This window comes from Methylorubrum thiocyanatum (genome assembly GCA_014138645.1).
Lineage (GTDB): Bacteria > Pseudomonadota > Alphaproteobacteria > Rhizobiales > Beijerinckiaceae > Methylobacterium > Methylobacterium thiocyanatum.
In genome coordinates this window covers 316,257-334,574 of the sequence record JACJIB010000004.1, presented here as the reverse complement: position 1 = coordinate 334,574, position 18,318 = coordinate 316,257, and the positions used below count along the sequence as shown (strand labels likewise).

19 protein-coding genes are annotated in these 18,318 nt (G+C 71.6%); 8 read left to right on the top strand and 11 right to left on the bottom strand.

Going from position 1 to position 18,318, the window contains the following annotated elements; genetic code table 11:
* Positions 1–206: 206 nt before the first annotated feature.
* From HNR51_RS12805 to HNR51_RS12785, 5 genes are all read left to right on the top strand, one after another.
* Positions 207–863, top strand: coding sequence for a class I SAM-dependent methyltransferase (locus HNR51_RS12805; RefSeq protein ID WP_012456276.1), 657 nt, complete (start codon positions 207–209; stop codon positions 861–863).
* Positions 864–904: 41 nt separating this feature from the next.
* Complete coding sequence (locus HNR51_RS12800; protein WP_182555178.1) at positions 905–1,702, top strand: TVP38/TMEM64 family protein; 798 nt, start codon at positions 905–907, stop codon at positions 1,700–1,702.
* 174 nt (positions 1,703–1,876) lie between these two features.
* Entirely contained in the window at positions 1,877–3,367 is a 1,491-nt protein-coding gene (locus tag HNR51_RS12795) for a sensor histidine kinase (RefSeq protein ID WP_012456278.1), read from the top strand.
* Between the two features lie 100 nt (positions 3,368–3,467).
* Positions 3,468–3,755, top strand: a complete 288-nt coding sequence (locus HNR51_RS12790; protein ID WP_182555177.1) for a type II toxin-antitoxin system RelE/ParE family toxin — start codon at positions 3,468–3,470, stop codon at positions 3,753–3,755.
* Positions 3,755–4,054 (top strand): helix-turn-helix domain-containing protein, encoded by a 300-nt coding sequence (locus HNR51_RS12785; RefSeq protein ID WP_141953504.1) that lies wholly within the window; start codon positions 3,755–3,757, stop codon positions 4,052–4,054. The genes HNR51_RS12790 and HNR51_RS12785 overlap by 1 nt, the downstream gene beginning before the upstream one ends.
* A gap of 34 nt (positions 4,055–4,088) precedes the next feature.
* On the opposite strand, the gene HNR51_RS12780 is transcribed toward HNR51_RS12785, so the two are convergent.
* Positions 4,089–5,666 (bottom strand): DHA2 family efflux MFS transporter permease subunit, encoded by a 1,578-nt coding sequence (locus tag HNR51_RS12780; RefSeq protein ID WP_141953506.1) that lies wholly within the window; start codon positions 5,664–5,666, stop codon positions 4,089–4,091.
* Positions 5,667–5,735: 69 nt separating this feature from the next.
* The gene (locus HNR51_RS12775; protein WP_182555176.1) at positions 5,736–6,944 is read right to left on the bottom strand and encodes an HlyD family secretion protein; all 1,209 of its coding nucleotides are present in this window, start codon (positions 6,942–6,944) and stop codon (positions 5,736–5,738) included.
* A 134-nt stretch (positions 6,945–7,078) separates the two neighbouring features.
* Between HNR51_RS12775 and HNR51_RS12770 the strand changes: the two genes are divergently transcribed.
* Positions 7,079–7,741 (top strand): TetR/AcrR family transcriptional regulator, encoded by a 663-nt coding sequence (locus tag HNR51_RS12770; protein ID WP_182555362.1) that lies wholly within the window; start codon positions 7,079–7,081, stop codon positions 7,739–7,741.
* 6 nt (positions 7,742–7,747) lie between these two features.
* Here the strand turns inward: HNR51_RS12770 and HNR51_RS12765 are convergent, their stop codons facing one another.
* Positions 7,748–9,511: an acyl-CoA dehydrogenase gene (locus tag HNR51_RS12765; RefSeq protein WP_182555175.1), complete on the bottom strand. Its 1,764-nt coding sequence runs from the start codon at positions 9,509–9,511 to the stop codon at positions 7,748–7,750.
* A 109-nt stretch (positions 9,512–9,620) separates the two neighbouring features.
* On the opposite strand from HNR51_RS12765, the gene HNR51_RS12760 reads away from it, so the two are divergent.
* Positions 9,621–10,610, top strand: coding sequence for an L-threonylcarbamoyladenylate synthase (locus tag HNR51_RS12760; protein WP_152278379.1), 990 nt, complete (start codon positions 9,621–9,623; stop codon positions 10,608–10,610).
* Between the two features lie 169 nt (positions 10,611–10,779).
* Here HNR51_RS12760 and HNR51_RS12755 read toward each other — a convergent pair whose 3' ends face one another.
* Genes HNR51_RS12755 through HNR51_RS12735 form a run of 5 tightly spaced genes read right to left on the bottom strand, consistent with a single transcriptional unit; the run spans position 10,780 to position 15,165 of the window.
* Entirely contained in the window at positions 10,780–12,537 is a 1,758-nt protein-coding gene (locus HNR51_RS12755) for an ATP-binding protein (RefSeq protein WP_182555174.1), read from the bottom strand.
* Entirely contained in the window at positions 12,527–12,931 is a 405-nt protein-coding gene (locus HNR51_RS12750) for a circadian clock KaiB family protein (protein WP_182555173.1), read from the bottom strand. Before HNR51_RS12750 ends, HNR51_RS12755 begins: the two co-directional genes overlap by 11 nt.
* On the bottom strand, positions 12,928–13,275 hold the full coding sequence (locus HNR51_RS12745; RefSeq protein WP_182555172.1) for a circadian clock KaiB family protein: 348 nt from the start codon (positions 13,273–13,275) through the stop codon (positions 12,928–12,930). Before HNR51_RS12745 ends, HNR51_RS12750 begins: the two co-directional genes overlap by 4 nt.
* Positions 13,272–14,975, bottom strand: coding sequence for a circadian clock protein KaiC (gene kaiC / locus HNR51_RS12740; RefSeq protein WP_012456289.1), 1,704 nt, complete (start codon positions 14,973–14,975; stop codon positions 13,272–13,274). Before kaiC ends, HNR51_RS12745 begins: the two co-directional genes overlap by 4 nt.
* Positions 14,965–15,165: a hypothetical protein gene (locus tag HNR51_RS12735; RefSeq protein WP_182555171.1), complete on the bottom strand. Its 201-nt coding sequence runs from the start codon at positions 15,163–15,165 to the stop codon at positions 14,965–14,967. The genes kaiC and HNR51_RS12735 overlap by 11 nt, the downstream gene beginning before the upstream one ends.
* 217 nt (positions 15,166–15,382) lie before the next feature.
* On the opposite strand from HNR51_RS12735, the gene HNR51_RS12730 reads away from it, so the two are divergent.
* Positions 15,383–15,772 carry a response regulator gene (locus HNR51_RS12730; RefSeq protein ID WP_182555170.1) on the top strand — a complete coding sequence of 130 codons (390 nt, stop codon included), beginning with the start codon at positions 15,383–15,385 and terminating at the stop codon, positions 15,770–15,772.
* Between the two features lie 46 nt (positions 15,773–15,818).
* Here HNR51_RS12730 and HNR51_RS12725 read toward each other — a convergent pair whose 3' ends face one another.
* Genes HNR51_RS12725 through HNR51_RS12715 form a run of 3 tightly spaced genes read right to left on the bottom strand, consistent with a single transcriptional unit; the run spans position 15,819 to position 18,211 of the window.
* Positions 15,819–17,201, bottom strand: a complete 1,383-nt coding sequence (locus tag HNR51_RS12725; RefSeq protein WP_182555169.1) for an ATP-binding protein — start codon at positions 17,199–17,201, stop codon at positions 15,819–15,821.
* The gene (locus HNR51_RS12720; RefSeq protein ID WP_012456293.1) at positions 17,198–17,872 is read right to left on the bottom strand and encodes a response regulator transcription factor; all 675 of its coding nucleotides are present in this window, start codon (positions 17,870–17,872) and stop codon (positions 17,198–17,200) included. Before HNR51_RS12720 ends, HNR51_RS12725 begins: the two co-directional genes overlap by 4 nt.
* A gap of 24 nt (positions 17,873–17,896) precedes the next feature.
* Positions 17,897–18,211 (bottom strand): PepSY domain-containing protein, encoded by a 315-nt coding sequence (locus tag HNR51_RS12715; RefSeq protein WP_012456294.1) that lies wholly within the window; start codon positions 18,209–18,211, stop codon positions 17,897–17,899.
* Between the last annotated feature and the right edge of the window lie 107 nt (positions 18,212–18,318).

Below are 18,318 nucleotides of genomic sequence, written 5' to 3'. Positions count from 1 at the left end.
TCGCGCTGCGAGCGGTTGTGCCGCGTGACAGGCGCGAAGAGCGCCCAGGGAGCGGCCTCGGCCATGCCGAGGCGTCTCGAACATCGTCCCGAAAGGTGGTTGCCGGCTTTCGGGGAGAGGCGATGCGAAACGAAGTGGCGAGAGCCGAAGCCGCGAAGGCGGCTGCCGGCGCTTGAGGCCGGACGGATTGAGAGGGTGACGGTTACATGCTGAGCGAGCGGGCGCCCGAGGCCGGGCCCACCACCGAGCTGATGCGCAAGGCCTATGCCCGCTGGGCGCCGGTCTACGACGTCGTCTACGACAAGCTGACCGAGCCGGCCGCCCGCGCCGCCGTCGAGGCGGCCGTCGCCCACGGGCCGCGGGTGCTGGAGGCCGGCGTCGGCACCGGCCTGTCGCTCGGCTACTATCCCCGCGACAGCTTCGTCTGCGGCGTCGATCTCTCCGAGGACATGCTCAAGCGCGCCCGCGGCAAGGTGCTCCGCAAGGGGCTGACCCACGTGAAGGGCCTCCAGGTGATGGACGTGTGCCGCCTCGGCTACGCCGATGCGAGCTTCGACGCCGTGGTGGCGCAGTTCCTCATCACCCTGGTGCCGAACCCGGAAGCCGCCCTGTCCGAGTTCCTCCGCGTGGTGCGCCCCGGCGGCGGCATCGTGCTCGCCAACCATTTCGGCCAGTCGAACGGGCCGGTGGCGCGGGTCGAGGAGATCGTCGCGCCGCTCTGCACCAAGATTGGCTGGTCCTCGGACTTCAAGGCGACCCGGATCGAGGCCTGGGCGCAGCGCAACGGCGTCGAGGTGGTCGGCCTCGCCCCGACCTTCCCCGGCGGCTTCTTCAAGATCCTGCGGATGCGCAAGAAGGGCTGAGGCGGATCGGGGCCGCCGTCCGGGCGAGAAGGAGACCGACGATGCAGGGCGACCGGGACGGCGATGCCGGGCCGCCGGGCCCGCGCCGCCCCTGGCTGCGCTGGCTCCCGCTGCTCGTGCTGGCCGCGCTCTCCATCGGCATCCTCGCCGCGGGCGGCACCCGCTTTCTCGATCTCGACCGGCTCTCCGAGTCGCGGGTCTGGCTCCAGGGGCTGATCGCCGAGGACCGGGTGCGGGCGATCGCGCTCGCCTGCCTCGCCTATGTCGGCTCGGTGGTGGTCTCGCTGCCCGCGACCCTGGTGCTCACGGTGCTGGCCGGGCTGCTGTTCGGCCCGGTGACGGGGGCCCTGATCGCCATCGCCTCCTCCACGATGGGAGCCTCGATCGTGTTCTCCGTCGGGCGCTACGCCGCCGGCGACCTGATCCGGCGCAAGGCCGGGCCCCGGCTCGGGCGCTTCGCCGACGGGTTTCGCCGCGAGGGCTTCGGCTACATCCTGATCCTGCGGCTCCTGCCGATCTTCCCCTACTGGATCACCAACCTCGCCCCGGCGGCCTTCGGCGTGTCGCTGCGCACCTTCGCGCTCGCCACCCTGCTCGGTCTCACCCCGGGCGCCTTCATCTATGCCGGGCTCGGGGCCGGCCTTGAGGATCTCCTGAGCGCACGCGACGAGGCCAGGGCCGCCTGCCTCGCCGCCGGGGGCACCGATTGCGCGGAGGGCATCGACCTGCGCGCGCTGGTCACGCCCGGCATGGTGGCGGCGCTGGCGGCTTTGGCCGGTTTTGCTCTTTTGACGGTTTATCTGCGCCGACGGCTTGAGCGGCGGACGCTTCGCGCATAAGACTTGCGCACAAGCGAATGGCGCGCGTTACCAGGCCGTCGTGCAACCTGTGCGACAGATGGGGACTGGGCGACGGCGAAGTGCCCTTCGACCGCAATTGGACGACACAACGACGGGTGACGCTTGAGACGGCCCCGCCTTCCGTTTCCCGGCCGGCAGCCCGAACCGGCGGACGTGGCACAGACCGAACCGGCGGCGATCGCCGCCCTGCCCTGGCACAGCGAGGCAACCGCCGCGACGGCGCGCGCGCGTTCGCCCGGCCGGCTCGGCCTGTCCGGCCGCCTGTTCCTGCTCACGGTGGCCTTCGTCGTCCTGGCCGAGATCCTGATCTACATCCCGGCCGTGGCGACCTACCGGTTGTCGCGGCTCTCCGACCGGGTCGCGGCGGCCCGGGTCGCCGCCCTCGTGCTCAATGCCGCCCCCGAGGGGAGGGTCCCCGAGGAGACCGCCCGGCGTCTGCTGATGGGGGTGGGCGCCCGCGCCATCGCCGTGCGGGTCGGCGAGACGTGGCGCTATCTCACCGACGGTCCGGTGCCGTCCGTGGTCGCCGAGACGGTGGACCTGCGGGAGCGTCGCCTGACGGGCTCGGTCAGCGGCGCCTTCCGGACGCTGTTCCTCCACACCGATGCGCCGATCCGGGCGATCGGACCGGGGCAGGACGGCTTCGACGCCGTCGAAGTCCTGCTCGACGAGGCGCCGCTGCAGGCGGCTCTGGCGGATTTCTCGCTCCGCCTGCTCACCGCCTGCCTCATCATCGCGGCGCTGGCGGCCGGGCTCGTGTTCTTCGTGCTCCAGCGGGCGATCGTGCGGCCGGTGGTCCGGCTCGCCCGCGACATCGCCGTCTTCGCCGACGATCCCGAGCGGACCGACCTCGTGGCCCGGCGCTCGGCGCGCAGCGACGAGATCGGGCAGGCGGAGAACGCCCTCGCCCGGATGCAGGTCGCGCTCGGCGGCGAGCTGCGTCAGCGGCGGCGGCTGGCCGAACTCGGCCTCTCGGTGAGCAAGATCAACCACGAACTGCGCAACCTGCTCACCACCGCCCAGCTCCTCGGCGACCGGCTCGAAAGCGTCTCCGACCCCCTGGTGCAGCGCGTCGCGCCGCGCCTCGTGGAGACCCTCGACCGGGCGATCCGCTTCTGCGAGGCGACGCTCGCCTACGGCCGCGCCACGGAGCCGAACCCGCAGCGCCGCATGGTGGCGCTCGGTCCCCTCCTCGAGGAACTGACCGACCTCGCCGACCTGATGCCCGCCGCCCGCATCCGCGTGGAGACCCGCGCGGCGCCGGATCTGGAGATCGACGTCGATCCCGAACAGCTCCTGCGGGCGCTGACCAACCTCGTGCGCAACGCGGTCCAGGCCCATGCCGCGGCCCGGACCGAGGACGGCCGGGTGCTGATCGAGGGCGTCCGCAGCGGCGCGTCCGGCGGGGGGGCGGTCACGATCCTCGTGACCGACAACGGTCCCGGCGTGCCGGATCGGGCCAAGGCCAACCTGTTCGCCGCCTTCCAGGGCTCGACCCGGGCCGGCGGCACGGGGCTGGGCCTCGCCATCGCCTCGGAACTGGTGCGCCTCAACGGCGGCACTCTCTGCCTCGACGAGACGGCGGGCGGTGCGCGCTTCCGCATCGTCATCCCGGACCGCGCCGCGGGGGTGAAGGCGGCGTGAGCGAGCCGACGCCAGGCGCCATGTACACCCTTGTTTGATGTCATTTTTGATATAGTTTACTGTCATGCCATGGCAGGTTGAAATCCTCAATGAGGCTGTCATGGCCGAACTCGACGCATGGCCCGTCAAGGTTCGTGCGTCCTTGGACAAGATTGTGGAGCGGATCGAAACCCTCGGTCTGGAACGCCTTCACGAGCCGCACGTCAAACATCTCCAAGACAAGATCTGGGAGATGCGCCCGAGCGCGGGCGGTAATGACGGTCGGGCGCTCTACGTGGCGGTTTCAGGCCGGCGCGTGGTGATTTTGGCTGCTTTCATGAAGAAGACCAGGAAGACGCCCAAGCGGTGGTTGGATCTTGCCGCTGAGAGAGCAAAAGGCGTGCTGTGATGACGATCCCATTCAAGGCCGTCCGCGAGCGCTGGAGCGCTGATCCGGAGTATCGGGCGGTGCGGGACGAGATCGCGCCCGAGATGGAGCTTGCCTTCGCGATGGCCGAAGCGCGTCACCGTGCCAAGCTGTCTCAAGCCGAGGTTGCCCGCCGCATCGGTACGTCCCAGGCGATGATTGCCCGTTGGGAAACAGGCAAGAGCGCTCCGACGACAACGTCGTTGCGCCGCTTTGCTCAGGCGACCGGGGCGACACTGCAGATCCAGCTCGGAGGCCAAGGGACGGACGAAGCTTTGTAGGGCTGCTCCATCGCCGCTTCAGATGGGAGGCTCCTCAATGCCCCGCGCCGGCCGGCGCAGCCCCGCGCGGGCGCCGGATCAGCGGTGTGCCGCAGGCCATCGCCAGGAACAGGACGGTGAGGACGAGGAACACGTCCTCGAAGCCCATCACCAGCCCCTGGATCCGCACGGTGTTGTTGAGCGCCTTCAGCGCCATGCCGTTGGCGTCGCCCCCGAACACCTCGAACTGGCGCCGCATAGCGTCGAGGCGCTCCAGCGCAGCGCTGTTCGCCCAGGTGAAGCGCTCGTGCAGCCGCGCGAGGTGGAGGTCCCAGCGGGCGTTCAGGATCGTGTTGATCAGCGCCAGCCCGACCGCGCCGCCGAGGTTGCGCGTGAGGTTGAACAGGCCCGACGCGTTCTTCATCCGCTCCGGCGGCAGGGTGCCGAGCGCGATGTTGTTGATCGGGATCATGCACAGCATCAAGGAGCAGCCGCGCAGCACCTGCGGCCAGAGCAGCTCCCAGAAATCCCAGTCCTTGGTCAGCCCGGTGACGATCCAGGTGCCGACGGCAAAGCCCGAAAACCCCATCGCCATCATGATGCGCGGATCGAGCTTGGCCGAGAGCTTGCCGGCGATCGGCGCGGTGGCGAACATGCAGAGCCCTGAGACGAACATCGTCTCGCCGATCTGCAGCGCCGAGTAGCCGCGCACCCGGGCGAGGTAGACCGGGTAGAGGTAGGTCAGGCCGTAGAGGCCGATGCCCATCACGAAGCTGAAGACGCAGCCGGCAGCGAAGTTGCGGTCGGAGAAGGCGCGCAGGTCGACGATCGGCTGGCGCGCGGTGAAGACGCGGGCGAAGAACGCCAAGCCCGACACGGCGCAGACGAGGGCGCAGACGAACACCGCCTCGTCCTGCAGCCAGTCGTGGTTCGGGCCCTCCTCCAGCACGTATTCGAGGCAGCCGAGGAAACCGGCCATGAAGGCGAGCCCGGCCCAGTCGAAGGATTTCAGCAGGTCGAAGTTCGGCCGGTCGAAATCGATCAGGAGGAAAGTCGAGACCGTGACGAAGATGCCCGGCACGATGTTGATCAGGAACAGCCAGTGCCAGGAGAACAGGTCGGTGAGATAGCCGCCGATGGTCGGGCCGATGGTCGGCGCCAGCGTCGCCACGAGGCCGATCATCGGCGAGACGATGGAGCGCTTCGAGGGCGGGAAGATCGTGAAGGCGGCCGCGAACACCGTCGGGATCATGCCGCCGCCGATGAAGCCTTGGAGCGCGCGCCAGACGATCATCTCGTCGATCGACGAGGAGGTGGCGCACATCAGGCTCATCAGCGTGAAGCCGCCGGCCGAGACCGAGAACATCCAGCGCGTCGAGAGCACCCGCGACAGGGTGCCCGAGAGCGGGATCGAGATCACCTCGGCGATGAGGTAGCTCGTCTGCACCCAGGGTATCTCGTCGCCCGAGGCCGAGAGGCCGGCCTGGATCTCGTTGAGCGAGGCCGAGACGATCTGGATGTCGAGGATCGCCATGAACATCCCGAACACCATGCACAGGAACGCCACCATGCGGCGGCGGTCGAGGGGCGGGTCGATGGCGGGGGTTGCGGCGAGGGTCGCGGTGGCGGCCATGGGGCGCCTCGGAAGACGGTTCGGGGATGAGGTCGCGGGCGGGACGAACGGTCCTGGCCGGCCGGAGTCTCAGGGCCGGGCGGCGAGCCGCTGCACCGGCGCGTCGGCGCCCGCGCGGGTATCGACCCGCACCACCACGGACAGGCCGGGCCGCAGCAGGCCCTCGCGGGCGACGTCCTCCGGCACGTGGACGCGCACCGGCAGGCGCTGGACGATCTTGGTGAAGTTGCCGGTGGCGTTGTCCGGCGGCAGCAGGCTGAAGACCGAACCGGAGGCCGGCGAGAGCGATTCCACCGTGCCGACGATGTCGCGGTCGGGATAGGCGTCCACGTGGATGTGGACCTCCTGGCCGGGCCGGACGCGGGCGAGCTGCGTCTCCTTGAAGTTCGCATCGACCCGCACGCTCTTCAGCGGCACCAGGGCGGCGATGCGCGAGCCCGGCGAGACGTAGGCCCCGGCCTCCACCGCCTTGTTGCCGACGACGCCGTCGAACGGCGCGCGGATCACCGCGAAGTCGAGGTCGCGCCGCGCCCGGTCGGCGGCGGTGCGCAGCTCCGCGGCCAAACTCTCCGCCTCGCGCGACTGCGCCCGCAGCACCTCGACATTGGCGCGCGCCGCGACGAGGGCGGCCTCGGCCGACTTCACCGCCGCCTCGGTGCGGTCGCGGTCGGCCTTGGCCTGGTCGATCCGGGATTTGGCGACGTAGTCGGCCTGCATCTGGGTGGCGCGGGCGTAATCCGCACTCGCCCGCACCGCGTCGGCCTTCGCCGCATCGATCTGGGCCGTGCTCTGCAGCACCTGCGCCTGCGCCGCTTCCGCCTGCCGGCCGATCCGGGCAATGGTGCTCTCCTGCGTGGCGAGCTTGTCCTGCGCCGCCGTCACCGCGAGGCGGTAATCGCCGTCGTCGAGCCGGGCGATGACATCGCCCCGCTTCACCGCCTGCCCGTTCACCACGGGCACCGCCTCGAGATAGCCCGAGACCTTGGCGGCGAGCACCGAGATGTCGGCCTGAACGTAGGCGTCGTCGGTGCTGACGAAGAAGCGCCCGACCGTCCACCACTCCCAGCCGGCATAGGCGCCGCCGCCGAGCGCCGCGCAGAGCACGAGGCCCAGCACCGCCCGCCGCAGCGGGCGCCGGGGCTTAGCCGGCGCGGCCGGCGGCACCGGGGCGGTCACGAGGGCGGGCGGCGGGGCCGGGGTGCGGCCGCCCTCGGCCCGCTCGTCCTCGACATTGTCCGGTGCCGTCTCCGACCGACCGGAATCCTCACGAAGCGACATGACTGAAGCCCCAGACATCCATTGACCGAACCGTTCGGTCACTCGGCGGGTCAGGTTGACGCCGTCGGCATTCGAGCGATAATTATCACTGACTGAACGGTTCGGTCAACGCGGATGGACGGCGAGTGAGTGCGATGGCGGGCGCGGCGACACAGGAGCGGGGGCAGGCGGCCGCCCAGGCGTCCCCTTCGGGCGAGAGCGACAAGCGCCGGCAGATCCTGGAAGGCGCCCGTCAGGTGTTCATGGCCTCGGGCTTCGACGGCGCCAGCATGGGCGAGATCGCCAAGACCGCGAACGTCTCGAAGGGGACGCTCTACGTCTATTTCGACAGCAAGGAGGCGCTGTTCGAGGCTCTGACCACCGAGGCGAAGGCGGGGTTGGCCGAGAACCTGTTCCGGCTCGACGAGGGCGACCCGGACGTGCGCGCCGTGCTGACCCGGCTCGGCACCAGCTATCTCACGATGATGGCGCGGCCGGAGCACGTCTCGATCATCCGCATGGTGATCGGGGCCTGTGAAAAGTTTCCCCGCTTCGGGCAGGCCTTCTACGAGGCCGGCCCGGCCTGCGGGGTCGGGCGGCTCAAGGTCTACATCGACGCCCAGGTCGCGGCCGGGCGCCTCGCCGCCACCGACACCGATCTCGCCGCCAAGCACTTCCTCCAGCTCTGCCAGGCCGGGATGCTGACGCGGCTGCTGTTCAATGCGGGCGCGGCACCGGACGAGGACGAGATCCGGCACCGGGTCGCGGAAGCCGTCCGCGTCTTCTACGCGGGTTACGGCCCGAACGCGGCGCGATAGCCGCGCTCACCCCGCGAGCGCGAAGGCCGGATCGTCGGCGAAGTCGCCGCCCGAGAGGATCGCCTGCTCCAGGCCACCCGCCGCCGGAAGCAGGTTCTCGGCGAAGAAGCGGGCAAGCGCGATGCGCGCGGCGTGCGCCGGATCGGTCTCCCCCGCCTTGAGCGCGGCGCTCGCGGCGAGGCCCGCCGTCGCGAGGCAGGCGGCGCCCTGCACGAGGCCGAACAGGCGCAGATACGGCGCGGCGCCGGGGAGCGCCGCCTGCGGCCGGTTCGAGCCGAGCGCCTTGAGCAGGAAACTCGTCGCCCGGTCGAGGCTGCCGATGCCCTCGCGCAGGCGCGGCGCCGCGTGGCCGAAGCCGGGCGCGCCGTCCTTCAGCAGCCCCTCGGCCACCCGCCGCATCGACGCGATCTGGGCGCCGACCGTGGCGCCGCCAGCGAGCGGCAGCTTGCGGGTGACGAGATCGATCGCCTGGATGCCGTTGGTGCCCTCGTAGATTCCGAGGATGCGGGCATCGCGCATCAGCTGAGCCGCGCCGGTCTCCTCGACGAAGCCCATGCCGCCATGGACCTGGACGCCGAGCGAGGTCACCTCGTTGGCGATGTCGGTGGAAAAAGCCTTGGCCACCGGCGTCAGCAGCGAGGCGCGGTCATGCGCGGCCTTCCCCTCGGGGCCGTGGGCCGCGTCGAGCGCTTGGGCGGTGAGGTAGCAGATTCCGCGGGAGGCCGCCGTGTAGGCCTTCATCGTCAGCAGCATGCGCTGCACGTCGGCATGCGCCACGATGGCGCTGACCGGCTCCGGCGCGCCCGGCGCCCGGCCCTGGCGGCGCTCGCGGGCGTAGTCGAGGGCCTTCTGATACGCGGCCTCGGCCACGCCGACGCCCTGCAGGCCGACATTGAGCCGGGCCGAGTTCATCATCGTGAACATACAGGCCAGACCCCGGTTCTCCTCGCCGATCAGCCAGCCGGTGGCGCCGCCGCCATCGCCGAAGGCCATGGAGCAGGTGGGCGAGGCGTGGATGCCAAGCTTGTGCTCGATCCCCGAGCAGCGCAGGTCGTTGCGGGTCCCGTCCGGCAGCACCTTCGGCACGAGGAACAGCGAGATGCCGCGGGTGCCGGCGGGCGCGTCCTTCAGCCGGGCCAGGACGAGGTGGCAGATGTTGTCGGCGAGATCGTGCTCGCCGTAGGTGATGTAGATCTTGGCGCCCGTGATCCGGTAGCTGCCGTCGCCGCGGGGCTCGGCACGGGTGCGCAGGGCCGAGAGGTCCGAGCCCGCCTGCGGCTCGGTCAGGTTCATGGTCGCGGTCCACTCGCCCGAGACGAGCCTTTCGAGGTAGCGGCCCTTCAGGTCGTCCGAGCCGTGGGCGGCCAGCGCCTCGATGCCGCCGGCGGTGAGCAGGGGGCAGAGGCCGAAGGCGAGGTTGGCGCCGTTCCACATCTCGGTGCAGGCGGCGGCGATCAGGTGCGGCAGGCCCTGGCCGCCATGGTCGGGGGCGGCCAGCACGCCGTTCCAGCCGCCCTCGACGAAGGCGCGGTAGGCGTCACGCCAGCCCGGCGCGGTGGTGACGGTGCCGTCGCTGAACGGCGTGCCGTGGCGGTCGCCGACGCGGTTGAGCGGCGCGATGACGTTGCCGGCGAACCGGCCCGCCTCTTCGAGGATGGCCCCCGCATCGTCCGGACCGATCTCGGCCCCGTTTTGCGCCAGCACGGCGTCGAGCCCCGCGACGTGGCGGAGCGTGAAGGCCATCTCCTCGACGGGTGCGCGATAGCTCATGACCGGTTCACCGCTCCTCCCGCCGCGCGTTGAGGGGGCGGCGATCCCGTTTGACGGCTTGCGGCCAGAGAGGCTACGGCCGGCCGTTCTTCCTCGCATCCACTCCGACATGGACGCCCCACCGTCAACCATCCCCACGCTGCGCTTGGCCGCCGACGCCGACGGCCTCGCGCGGGCCGCCGCGCTGATCGGGGCGGGCGGTCTCGTCGCCCTGCCGACGGAGACGGTCTACGGGCTCGGGGCCGACGCCACCGATCCGGAGGCGGTGGCCGCGATCTACGCCGCCAAGGGCCGCCCGCGCTTCAACCCGCTGATCGCCCATGTCGCGACGGTCGAGGCCGCGCTGGGGGAGGGCACGTTCGACGAAGCCGCCCTCCGGCTCGCGGAACACTTCTGGCCGGGGCCGCTGACCCTGGTGGTGCCGGCCGCGTCCACCGGTTCGGTCTGCGATCTCGCCCGGGCCGGGCTCGATTCCGTGGCGCTGCGGGTGCCGGCCCACGCCACCGCCCGCGCGCTGCTGGAGCGGGTCGGGCGGCCGGTCGCGGCGCCCTCGGCCAACCGTTCGGGACGGGTCAGCCCCACCAGCGCCGACCACGTGCTGACGGACCTCGACGGGCGCATCGCCGCCGTGCTCGACGGCGGCGCATGCCCGGTCGGGGTCGAGTCGTCGGTGGTCGCCTGCCTCGGCGGGCCGCCCCGGCTGCTGCGCCCCGGCGGGGTGACGCGGGCGGCCATCGCCGCCGTCCTGGGCTTTGCCCCCGAGGCGGGCGGCGATCCGGGCTCGCGACCGGTGGGCCCGGGCCTGCTCGCCTCGCACTACGCGCCGCGGGCCGGGGTGCGGCTCGACGCGACCGGCCTCGAGCCGGGGGAGGCGGTTCTGCTCTTCGGCGCCTTCCGCCCCGCCGGGCTGGACCGTGCGGCGGCGGTCGAGACCCTGAGCGCGCGCGGCGATCCGGCGGAGGCCGCCGCCCGGCTGTTCGGGGCGCTGCGCCGGCTCGACGCCTCGGGCGCGCCGACCATCGCCGTCGTCCCGGTCCCGGAGGAGGGCCTGGGCGAGGCGATCAACGACCGCCTGCGCCGGGCCGCCGCCCCGCGCTGAATGCGACGCAATTTTCCGCGAAACTTTTTTGCGGAACCGTTTCGCCTCCGGCGCATTGTCTGGTTACGAAGGCCAGTTCAGCCCCCAATGGCCTTTTCCCTTCAAGGCTCGGAGCGATCCGAGCCTTTTTTCTTGCCTGCAAGCCAAGTCGTTGCAGGCGAAGGGAAAATCATTTTCCCTGCGCGCTGCGCCGCTGGATGGCCCGGCGCAGGATGCGCGAGAGATCCTCCACCGAGTAGGGTTTGTGCAGCAACGGGAAACCGTGGTGCCCGTCCTCGGCCAGCACGTGGCTGTAGCCGGAGGAGAGCACGATCGGCATGTCGGGCGTCCGGCTCAGGATCGTGCGGGCGAGTTCGACGCCGTTCATGCCGGGCATCACCACGTCGGTGAACACCACGTCGAACCGCTCCGGCGTGCGGCCGAGTTCGGCGAGCGCCTGCTCGGCATCCATCGCCCAGACGGTGCCGTAGCCAAGCTCGGTCAGCGCCTGCGTCGCGAAGGCGCCGACCTCGCGATTGTCCTCCACCAGCAGGACGCAGGTGCCGTGGCCGGGCGCCAGCGGCTCGGGCTCGTCGGCGGCCTCCCTCAGGGTCGGGGCGATCTTGGCGCGGGGCAGGAACAGGGTGAAGGTGGTGCCTTGGCCCAGCACGCTCTCCACCGCGATGTCGCCGCCCGATTGCTTGGCGAAGCCGAACACCTGGGAGAGGCCGAGCCCGGTGCCCTGGCCGACGCCCTTCGTGGTGAAGAACGGCTCGAAGATCCGCGACAGGTCACCCGGCGCGATGCCCGATCCGGTGTCGGCGATCGACACGGCCACGAAGTCGCCCGGCACCGCCGGATGGGTGCGCAGCGCCGGGATCTGCCCGGCATGGCCGACGCGGATGGTCAGCGTGCCCTCGCCGTCCATGGCGTCGCGGGCGTTGACGACCATGTTGACGAGTGCCGTGTCGAACTGGCTCGGATCGGCCTCCACGAGGCAGGCGAAGGGCTCGCCCGCCGCATCGAAACACGGCTCGATCAGGGTCTTCACCTGGATGCGCGCGCCGGTGAGCGTGCCGACCATGTCGGCCACCGACGCGACGCCGCGGCCGGCATCGAACACCTCGGGCTTGAGGGCTTGGCGGCGGGCGAAGGCGAGGAGCTGGCCCGTCAGCTTGGCCGCGCGCGCCACCGTGTCGGAGATGGCATCGACGTAGCGGCGGCGGCGCTCCTCGGCGAGGTCGGGGCGCTTGAGCAGGTCGGTGGAGGACTTGATGACGGTCAGCAGGTTGTTGAAGTCGTGCGCCACGCCGCCGGTGAGCTGGCCCACCGCCTCCATCTTCTGGCTCTGGCGCAGGGCCTCCTCGATCCGCTCGCGCTCGGCCACCTCGGCGCGCAGGCGCTCGTTGGCCTCGGCGAGTTCGTGCAGGCGCAGGCGCTCGGCGGTGAGGTCGGTGACCACGCCGCACAGGAGCAGGGTGTCGCCGTCGCCGTCGAGGCGGTTCAGGGAGAGATAGGCCGGGCGCTCAATTCCCGCCTCGTCGCACAGGGCGATCTCGCCCCGCGCCGGCATCCGCGCCGCCTGGGCGACCAGGGCGGCGAGGGTCGCCTCCTGGTCCCTGGCGGCAAAACGCGCGAAGGACTGGCCGATCAGGCGCTCCTGCGGGGTGCCCAGGGTCTCGGCGAGCCGGCGGTTGCAGTAGAGCAGCGTCCCGTCCGGACCGAGGGTGAAGGCGCCCTCCTGGATCTGCTCGATCAGCACCCGGTAGGGCCGGTCGGCATTCTCCAGGGTGTAGACCAGCCGCTCGCCGGCCGGACCCTCGACCACGATGGCGTCGAAATCGCCCCGGCGGATCGCCGCGAGGGTGTCCTCGACCTCCTCCAGCCGCGTTTCCAGTTCGCGGATGCGCGCCTGCGCCTCGGCGAGGGTGCCGGCCTCAGCGCTCACCGCCGCCTCCGCCCATGGTCTCGCGCCGATCCGCTCCCGAAGCCGCCGGCGGCACGTCGAGTCCCTCGAGCCCGAGGCCCTCAAGCCCGAGTCCCTTGAGTGCGAGACCGTCGAGGACGCGCCGCTCGTCGCTCAGGTCGCCGGCGATGCGCCGGGCGGGGAGGGGGGAGAGCCGCACCAGGGTCGGCGCCGCGACGACGCCGTCGGCGGCCGCGAGCGCCGCTTGCTGGTAGATGTCGACCACTTCGAGGTCGCAGACGCCCCCGAGCCGGCGCTCGCACAGGCGGCGCACGCTCTCGATGCTGCGGGTCGAGCGCGGCGAGGTGCCGGCGACGTAGAGGCGCAGACGGATGCGCCCGGCGGCCCCGGCCTCCGTGATGCCCCCGCCGCTCAAAGTCCGTCCGCCTTCGGGCGGATATCGAGCCCGACCAGCACCTTCTCGGTGTTGGAGAGGTCGCCGATGATCCGCTTGAGCGGCGTGGGCAGGCGCCGCACCAGGGTCGGGATCGCCAGGATCTGGTCGCCGGCCGCGAGCTGCGGGTTCTTCATCAGGTCGACGACCTCGATGTCGTAGTGTCCGGCAAGGTGCTCCTCGCAGAAGCGCCTGAGGTTGGCCATCGCCGCCAGCGACTTGGCGGTCTGCCCGGCAACGTAGAGGCGCAGGTGGTAGTGCCCGTCCTCCACGGTGCCGTCGGCCCCGTCCTCGATCCCGCCCCCGGTCGATCCCGGCCCGCTCATTTCGTGCCTCCCCGGCGCTTAGCGAGGCTGAAGCGGTCGCTCGCCAGCACGGCCTCCCGCATCTCGTCCTCGCTCAAGAGCACCGCCTCTTCCTCTGCCACGGCTTCCAGGGTGGCGCGCAGTTCGTCGATCTGGCGCTCCAGCGACTGGCGCCGCCGCTCCGCCTCGCGCTGGCGACGGCGGTTCTCCTGCTCGCGGCGCAGGGCGGCGGCGGCCTCCGCCGCCTCCTGCACCATGCGGGCGGTGCCGGTGAGCACGCCCGCCGGGCCGATATAGGCATCGATGAGCGCGATGCCCTCGCCGGACATCGTGAACTCGCGCACTTGGTTCGAGTGCCGCATGCCGCGGGCCTTGATGACGTAGAGCGTGCGCGAGCGCTCGCCGTTGGCCTCGACGTTGAGGAGCTTGACCCAGGCATCCATCAGCGAGGACACGCCGATCGCGCTGTCGTGATCGATCTCGCCGTCCTCGCGCAGGCTGGTGAAGACCGCGGTGATGCCGCGGCTCTTCAGCATGTCGATCATGCGCAGCATCGTCGCCTGCAGCTCGGCCGGCGGACCGCGCAGGGCCGAAAGGGGATCGATCACCACCAGGGTGGGTTCGAACCGGTCGATGTCCCGGTGCATGCGCGCCAGGTGCATCTCCAGCCCGTAGAGGCTCGGGCGCGCCGCCTCGAAGCGCAGCAGCCCCGATTCGACGTGGCGGGCGAGGTCGAGGCCGATGGAGCGGGCGTTGCGGATGATCTGGTCGCCGCTCTCCTCGAACACGAAGGCCATGCAGCGCTCACCCCGGGCGCAGGCGGCCTCGATCATGCTCGACGAGATCATGGTCTTGCCGGTGCCGGCCTCGCCCGAGATCAGGATGCTGGTGCCGCGGTGGAAGCCGCCGGGTTCGAGCATCGCGTCGAGACCGGGGATGCCGGTGGAGATCACGCCCTCGGCGATCCGGTAGTCGAGGTCGGCCGAGGTGACCGGCAGGACGCTGATGCCCTCGGCATCGATCAGGAACGGGTACTCGTTGGTGCCGTGGGCCGAGCCGCGATACTTCACGACGCGCAGGCGCCGGGTGGTGATCTGGTCCTCGACCCGGTTGTCGAGCAGCACCACGCAGTCGGAGACGTATTCCTCCATGCCCTGGCGGGTGAGCTGGCCGTCGCCGCGCTCGCCGGTGATGATCGCGGTCAGGCCCCGGTCCTTGATCCAGCCGAACAGGCGGCGCAGTTCGGCGCGCAGCACCGTCTCGTCGGAAAAGCCGGCGAACAGGGTCTCGATCGTGTCGAGCACGACGCGCTTGGCGCCGATGGAATCCACCGCGAAGCCGAGGCGGATGAACAGCCCTTCGAGGTCGTACTCGCCGGTCTCCTCGATCTCGGAGCGCTCGACGCGCACATGGTCGATGGCGAGCTTGCCCTGCGCCACCAGCGCGTCGAGGTCGTAGCCGAGGGAGGCGACGTTGGCGACGAGATCCTCGGCGCGCTCCTCGAAGCTCATGAACACGCCGGGCTCGTCGAAGCGGGTCGCGCCGTTGACGAGAAAGGTCGTGGCGAACAGCGTCTTGCCGCAGCCGGCGGCGCCGCAGACCAGCGAGGGCCGCCCCTTCGGCAGGCCGCCGAAGGTGATGGCGTCGAAGCCGTCGATGCCGGTGGCGACCTTCGGCAGGGCAGGCGCGCCGGTGGACGGACTCGCGGATTCAGGCGCCAAGGCGGTTCTCCAAAACGGCGGCCTCGCCGGTCGTCACCGGGGGCGACCCGTCCGCTCCGTTGCCGGGACGTGCCATCATCACGCCCGCCATCGTCATGGCCGGGCCCTGCGGCAGGGATGCAAGGGGATCGGGCAGGCGCCGGAACCTGCGCCGGGCGCAGACGGCGGGAAGGGCCGGGGGCGTCGTCATGAAGGCGTCATGGCGGGCCTCGATCGCCCAGATGCCGGCTCCCGTAATGCAAACGCCTTGGGGTTGGCAATACGCAGGCGGACGCATGCCCCGGCGCGCCCGCCTCGGCGCGATTCATTGCAGATTTTTCAGGAAAACTTCTGCGGCTGCGCTGAAACCAATCGCGGTGCGGGCACTTTGAGGAAAGCTGTCCCGTTCCTCGAAGCTGCTTGCCCCGATGTCTTCCCTGTCACAGTCCGCCGCCTCGCCTGATGCCTCTCACGTTCTCGTCGTCGAAGACGAGAGCTTCGTGCGCATGGTCGCCGTGGACATGCTGGAGGATGCCGGCCTGCCGGTGGCCGAGGCGCCGGATGCGGATACGGCCTTGCGGCTTCTGGAGGGGAAGGCGCAGGCCTTCTGCGTGCTGTTCACCGATATCGACATGCCGGGCTCGATGGACGGGCTGACGCTCGCCGCGCGGGTGCGGGCGCGCTGGCCGCATATCCGCCTCGTCGTCACCTCGGGCCGGGTCCGGCCGGGCACCGACGCCCTGCCCGACGCGGGCTGCTTCCTGCCGAAGCCCTATGGCCGCTCCGACCTGCTCGATGCCCTCGGCCAAGCGGCCTGAGCAAGTGGCCTGAGCAAGCCGCCTGAGGCGGCCGGCGCCGCTTCCTTCACGATTCCGGAACGGGCCAGCGTATCTCCACCCGCAGGCCGCCGAGGTCGGAGCGGCCGAACTGCATTCGCGCACCGGCCCCCTCCGCAAGGTCGCGGGCGATGGCGATGCCGAAGCCGGTGCCCGGCCGGGTCTCGTCCCAGCGCCGGCCGCGGGCGATGCCGGCAATCGCCGCCTCGCTCATGCCGGGGCCGTCATCCTCCATGACGAGGTGGGCCTCCCCGCCTTCCACCCGACCCGCGACGCGGATGCGGCGGTGGGCCCATTTGCGGGCATTGTCGAGAAGGTTGCCGAGGATCTCGGTGAGATCGCCCTCGTCGCCGGGGAAGGCGAGTTCATCCGCGGCCGCGATCTCCCAGCGCAGGGCCTCGCCCTCGGGCAGGCGCTTGAGGGCGCCGACGACGCGCGCGAGCGCCGGGGCGACGGGGCAGGCGCGCCGCCGCAGGCCGCCCGAGGCCGCCCGTGCCCGGGCGAGCGTCCGTTCGACCTGCCGGCCCATGGCCTGGGCCTGCTCGGCGATCTCCGCCGCCAGCGCCGGATGCCGGCCCTCCGTGCGGCGTGCCAGTGCGTCGAGGACGGCGAGCGGCGTCTTGAGGCCGTGGGCCATGTCGCCGGCCCCCGTGCGGGCCCGCTCCAGGTCGCGCTCCTGCGCGTCGAGCAGCCGGTTGAGGTCGGCCACCAGCGGGCGCACCTCCTCGGGAAAGGTCTCGGGCAGCCGCGCCCGCGTCCCGGCATGGATCGCGGCGAGATCCGCCCGCAGCGTGCGGAAGGGCGCCAGGGCCCGGCGCACGAACAGCGACATGGCGAGCGTCAGCGCGACGAACAGGGCGCCGAGCGAGGGCACCAGCAGGCGCAGGAAGGTGGCGCGGCTCTCGGCGAGGTCGCGCCGGTCCTCGGCCACGGTGACGGCGAGCGCCGCATTGGCGCCATTGGCGGGAATCGACACGCGCCGGGTGACGGCGATCAATGTTCCGCCATCCGGCCCGGCGAGGTCGCCGACCGCCGGCTCCTGCGCGGTGTCCGGCACCGTGCCGAGGCCGCGATCCCACAGTGAGCGCGAGCGCAGAGCGGGGCCGCCTGCGCGCTCGCCTTGCGGGTCGCCTTGCTGGTCGACGTGCCGGTCGACTTGCCAGTAGAGGCCGCCATAGGGTGCGAAGAAGCGCGAATCCGGCGGCTCGCGCGGCAGGGTCAGGGTGCCGTCCGGCGCCAGGGCGACCTGCCCGGCGATGAGCTTGGCGGTGCGGTCGAGCCCGTCGGCGGTGCGGGCGTCGAGCACCCGGTCGAAGATCAGTGTCAGCCCGACACCCGCGAGCACCAGCGCCAGGGCGATCAGACCGGCGGCGGCGAGCCCGAGCCGCAGGCGCAGCGAGCCGCGTTTCACGGTGTCCCGGCGGTGTCGGCCGGCACGAGGTAGCCGTGGCCGCGGCGGGTCTCGATGATGCCGGGGCCGAGCTTGCGCCGCAGCCGGGTCAGCAGGGCTTCGAGGGCGTTGGCCTCGCGGTCGCTGTCGCTGCCGTGGAGATGGTCGAGCAATTCGCCCGCCGCCACGACCTGACCCTGGCGGTGCAGCAGGAAGGCGAGCAGGCGGTATTCGAGCGCGGTGAGGTCGGTCTCGCGGCCCGCCACCGAGACCGCGCGGGTGCGGGTGTCGAGTTCGACCGCGCCCGCCCGCAGCACGGGCGAGGCGTGACCGGCGGTGCGGCGCAGGATCGCCCGCAGCCGCGCCACCAGTTCCTCCATCCGGAACGGCTTGACGAGGTAGTCGTCGGCCCCCGCATCGATCCCCTCGACCCGCTCGCGCCAGCCGTCGCGGGCGGTGAGGATCAGCACCGGCAGCGCCACGTCGGCCCCCCGCAGGCGGCGCAGCACGCCGAGCCCGTCGAGGCGCGGGAGGCCGAGGTCGAGCACCATGGCGTCGTAGGTCTCGGTCTCGGCCCGGAACCACGCCGCCTCGCCGTCGCCGACGATCTCGGCGACGTAGCCGGCCCGCTCCAGCCCCTCGCGGATATCGGCCGCGATGCGCGGCTCGTCCTCTACGACGAGGATGCGCATGCAGGCTCCCGGTGCTTGCCGGCTTCAGTCATCGTCGTCCACGTCCAGAAGCTTGAGGGAGCTGGCATCGATCTTCACGTCGCGCCGCCGCCCGTCGCTGCCGAGGATGCGCAGCTTGTAGAGCCAGCGCCCGTCGTCGCGCTTGAGGTCGAGCGCCACCACGTCCCCCGGCACGGCGGCGCGGGCGGCGGCGAGCACCGCGTCGAGGGGGCGGATCTCGCCCCGCTCCAATGCGTGCCGCGCCCGCTCTCCGTCGCTGTCGGCCCGTGCCGGGACGGACGCCAACGCCGGGGCGAGCGCGAGGAGGGCGACGAGGGCGAGGCGAAGCGGACGGGACATCGGAGCACGGGACCGGACGAGCGGCGAAAATGCCCGAGCCCGGCTGACGCGAGGCTGACAGAGGGCGTCAGGCTCGCGCGCAATCGGGTTTGCGAGAAGGCGGCATC

What these genes read in the sequence shown, in the direction of transcription:
- HNR51_RS12805 (WP_012456276.1), top strand. Translation starts at nt 207, where the DNA reads ATGCTGAGCGAGCGGGCGCCCGAGGCCGGGCCCACCACCGAGCTGATG.
- HNR51_RS12800 (WP_182555178.1), top strand. Translation starts at nt 905, where the DNA reads ATGCAGGGCGACCGGGACGGCGATGCCGGGCCGCCGGGCCCGCGCCGC.
- HNR51_RS12790 (WP_182555177.1), top strand. Translation starts at nt 3,468, where the DNA reads ATGGCCGAACTCGACGCATGGCCCGTCAAGGTTCGTGCGTCCTTGGAC.
- HNR51_RS12785 (WP_141953504.1), top strand. Translation starts at nt 3,755, where the DNA reads ATGACGATCCCATTCAAGGCCGTCCGCGAGCGCTGGAGCGCTGATCCG.
- HNR51_RS12780 (WP_141953506.1), bottom strand. Translation starts at nt 5,666, where the DNA reads ATGGCCGCCACCGCGACCCTCGCCGCAACCCCCGCCATCGACCCGCCC.
- HNR51_RS12775 (WP_182555176.1), bottom strand. Translation starts at nt 6,944, where the DNA reads ATGTCGCTTCGTGAGGATTCCGGTCGGTCGGAGACGGCACCGGACAAT.
- HNR51_RS12770 (WP_182555362.1), top strand. Translation starts at nt 7,079, where the DNA reads ATGGCGGGCGCGGCGACACAGGAGCGGGGGCAGGCGGCCGCCCAGGCG.
- HNR51_RS12765 (WP_182555175.1), bottom strand. Translation starts at nt 9,511, where the DNA reads ATGAGCTATCGCGCACCCGTCGAGGAGATGGCCTTCACGCTCCGCCAC.
- HNR51_RS12760 (WP_152278379.1), top strand. Translation starts at nt 9,621, where the DNA reads ATGGACGCCCCACCGTCAACCATCCCCACGCTGCGCTTGGCCGCCGAC.
- HNR51_RS12745 (WP_182555172.1), bottom strand. Translation starts at nt 13,275, where the DNA reads ATGAGCGGGCCGGGATCGACCGGGGGCGGGATCGAGGACGGGGCCGAC.
- HNR51_RS12735 (WP_182555171.1), bottom strand. Translation starts at nt 15,165, where the DNA reads ATGACGACGCCCCCGGCCCTTCCCGCCGTCTGCGCCCGGCGCAGGTTC.
- HNR51_RS12730 (WP_182555170.1), top strand. Translation starts at nt 15,383, where the DNA reads ATGTCTTCCCTGTCACAGTCCGCCGCCTCGCCTGATGCCTCTCACGTT.
- HNR51_RS12720 (WP_012456293.1), bottom strand. Translation starts at nt 17,872, where the DNA reads ATGCGCATCCTCGTCGTAGAGGACGAGCCGCGCATCGCGGCCGATATC.
- HNR51_RS12715 (WP_012456294.1), bottom strand. Translation starts at nt 18,211, where the DNA reads ATGTCCCGTCCGCTTCGCCTCGCCCTCGTCGCCCTCCTCGCGCTCGCC.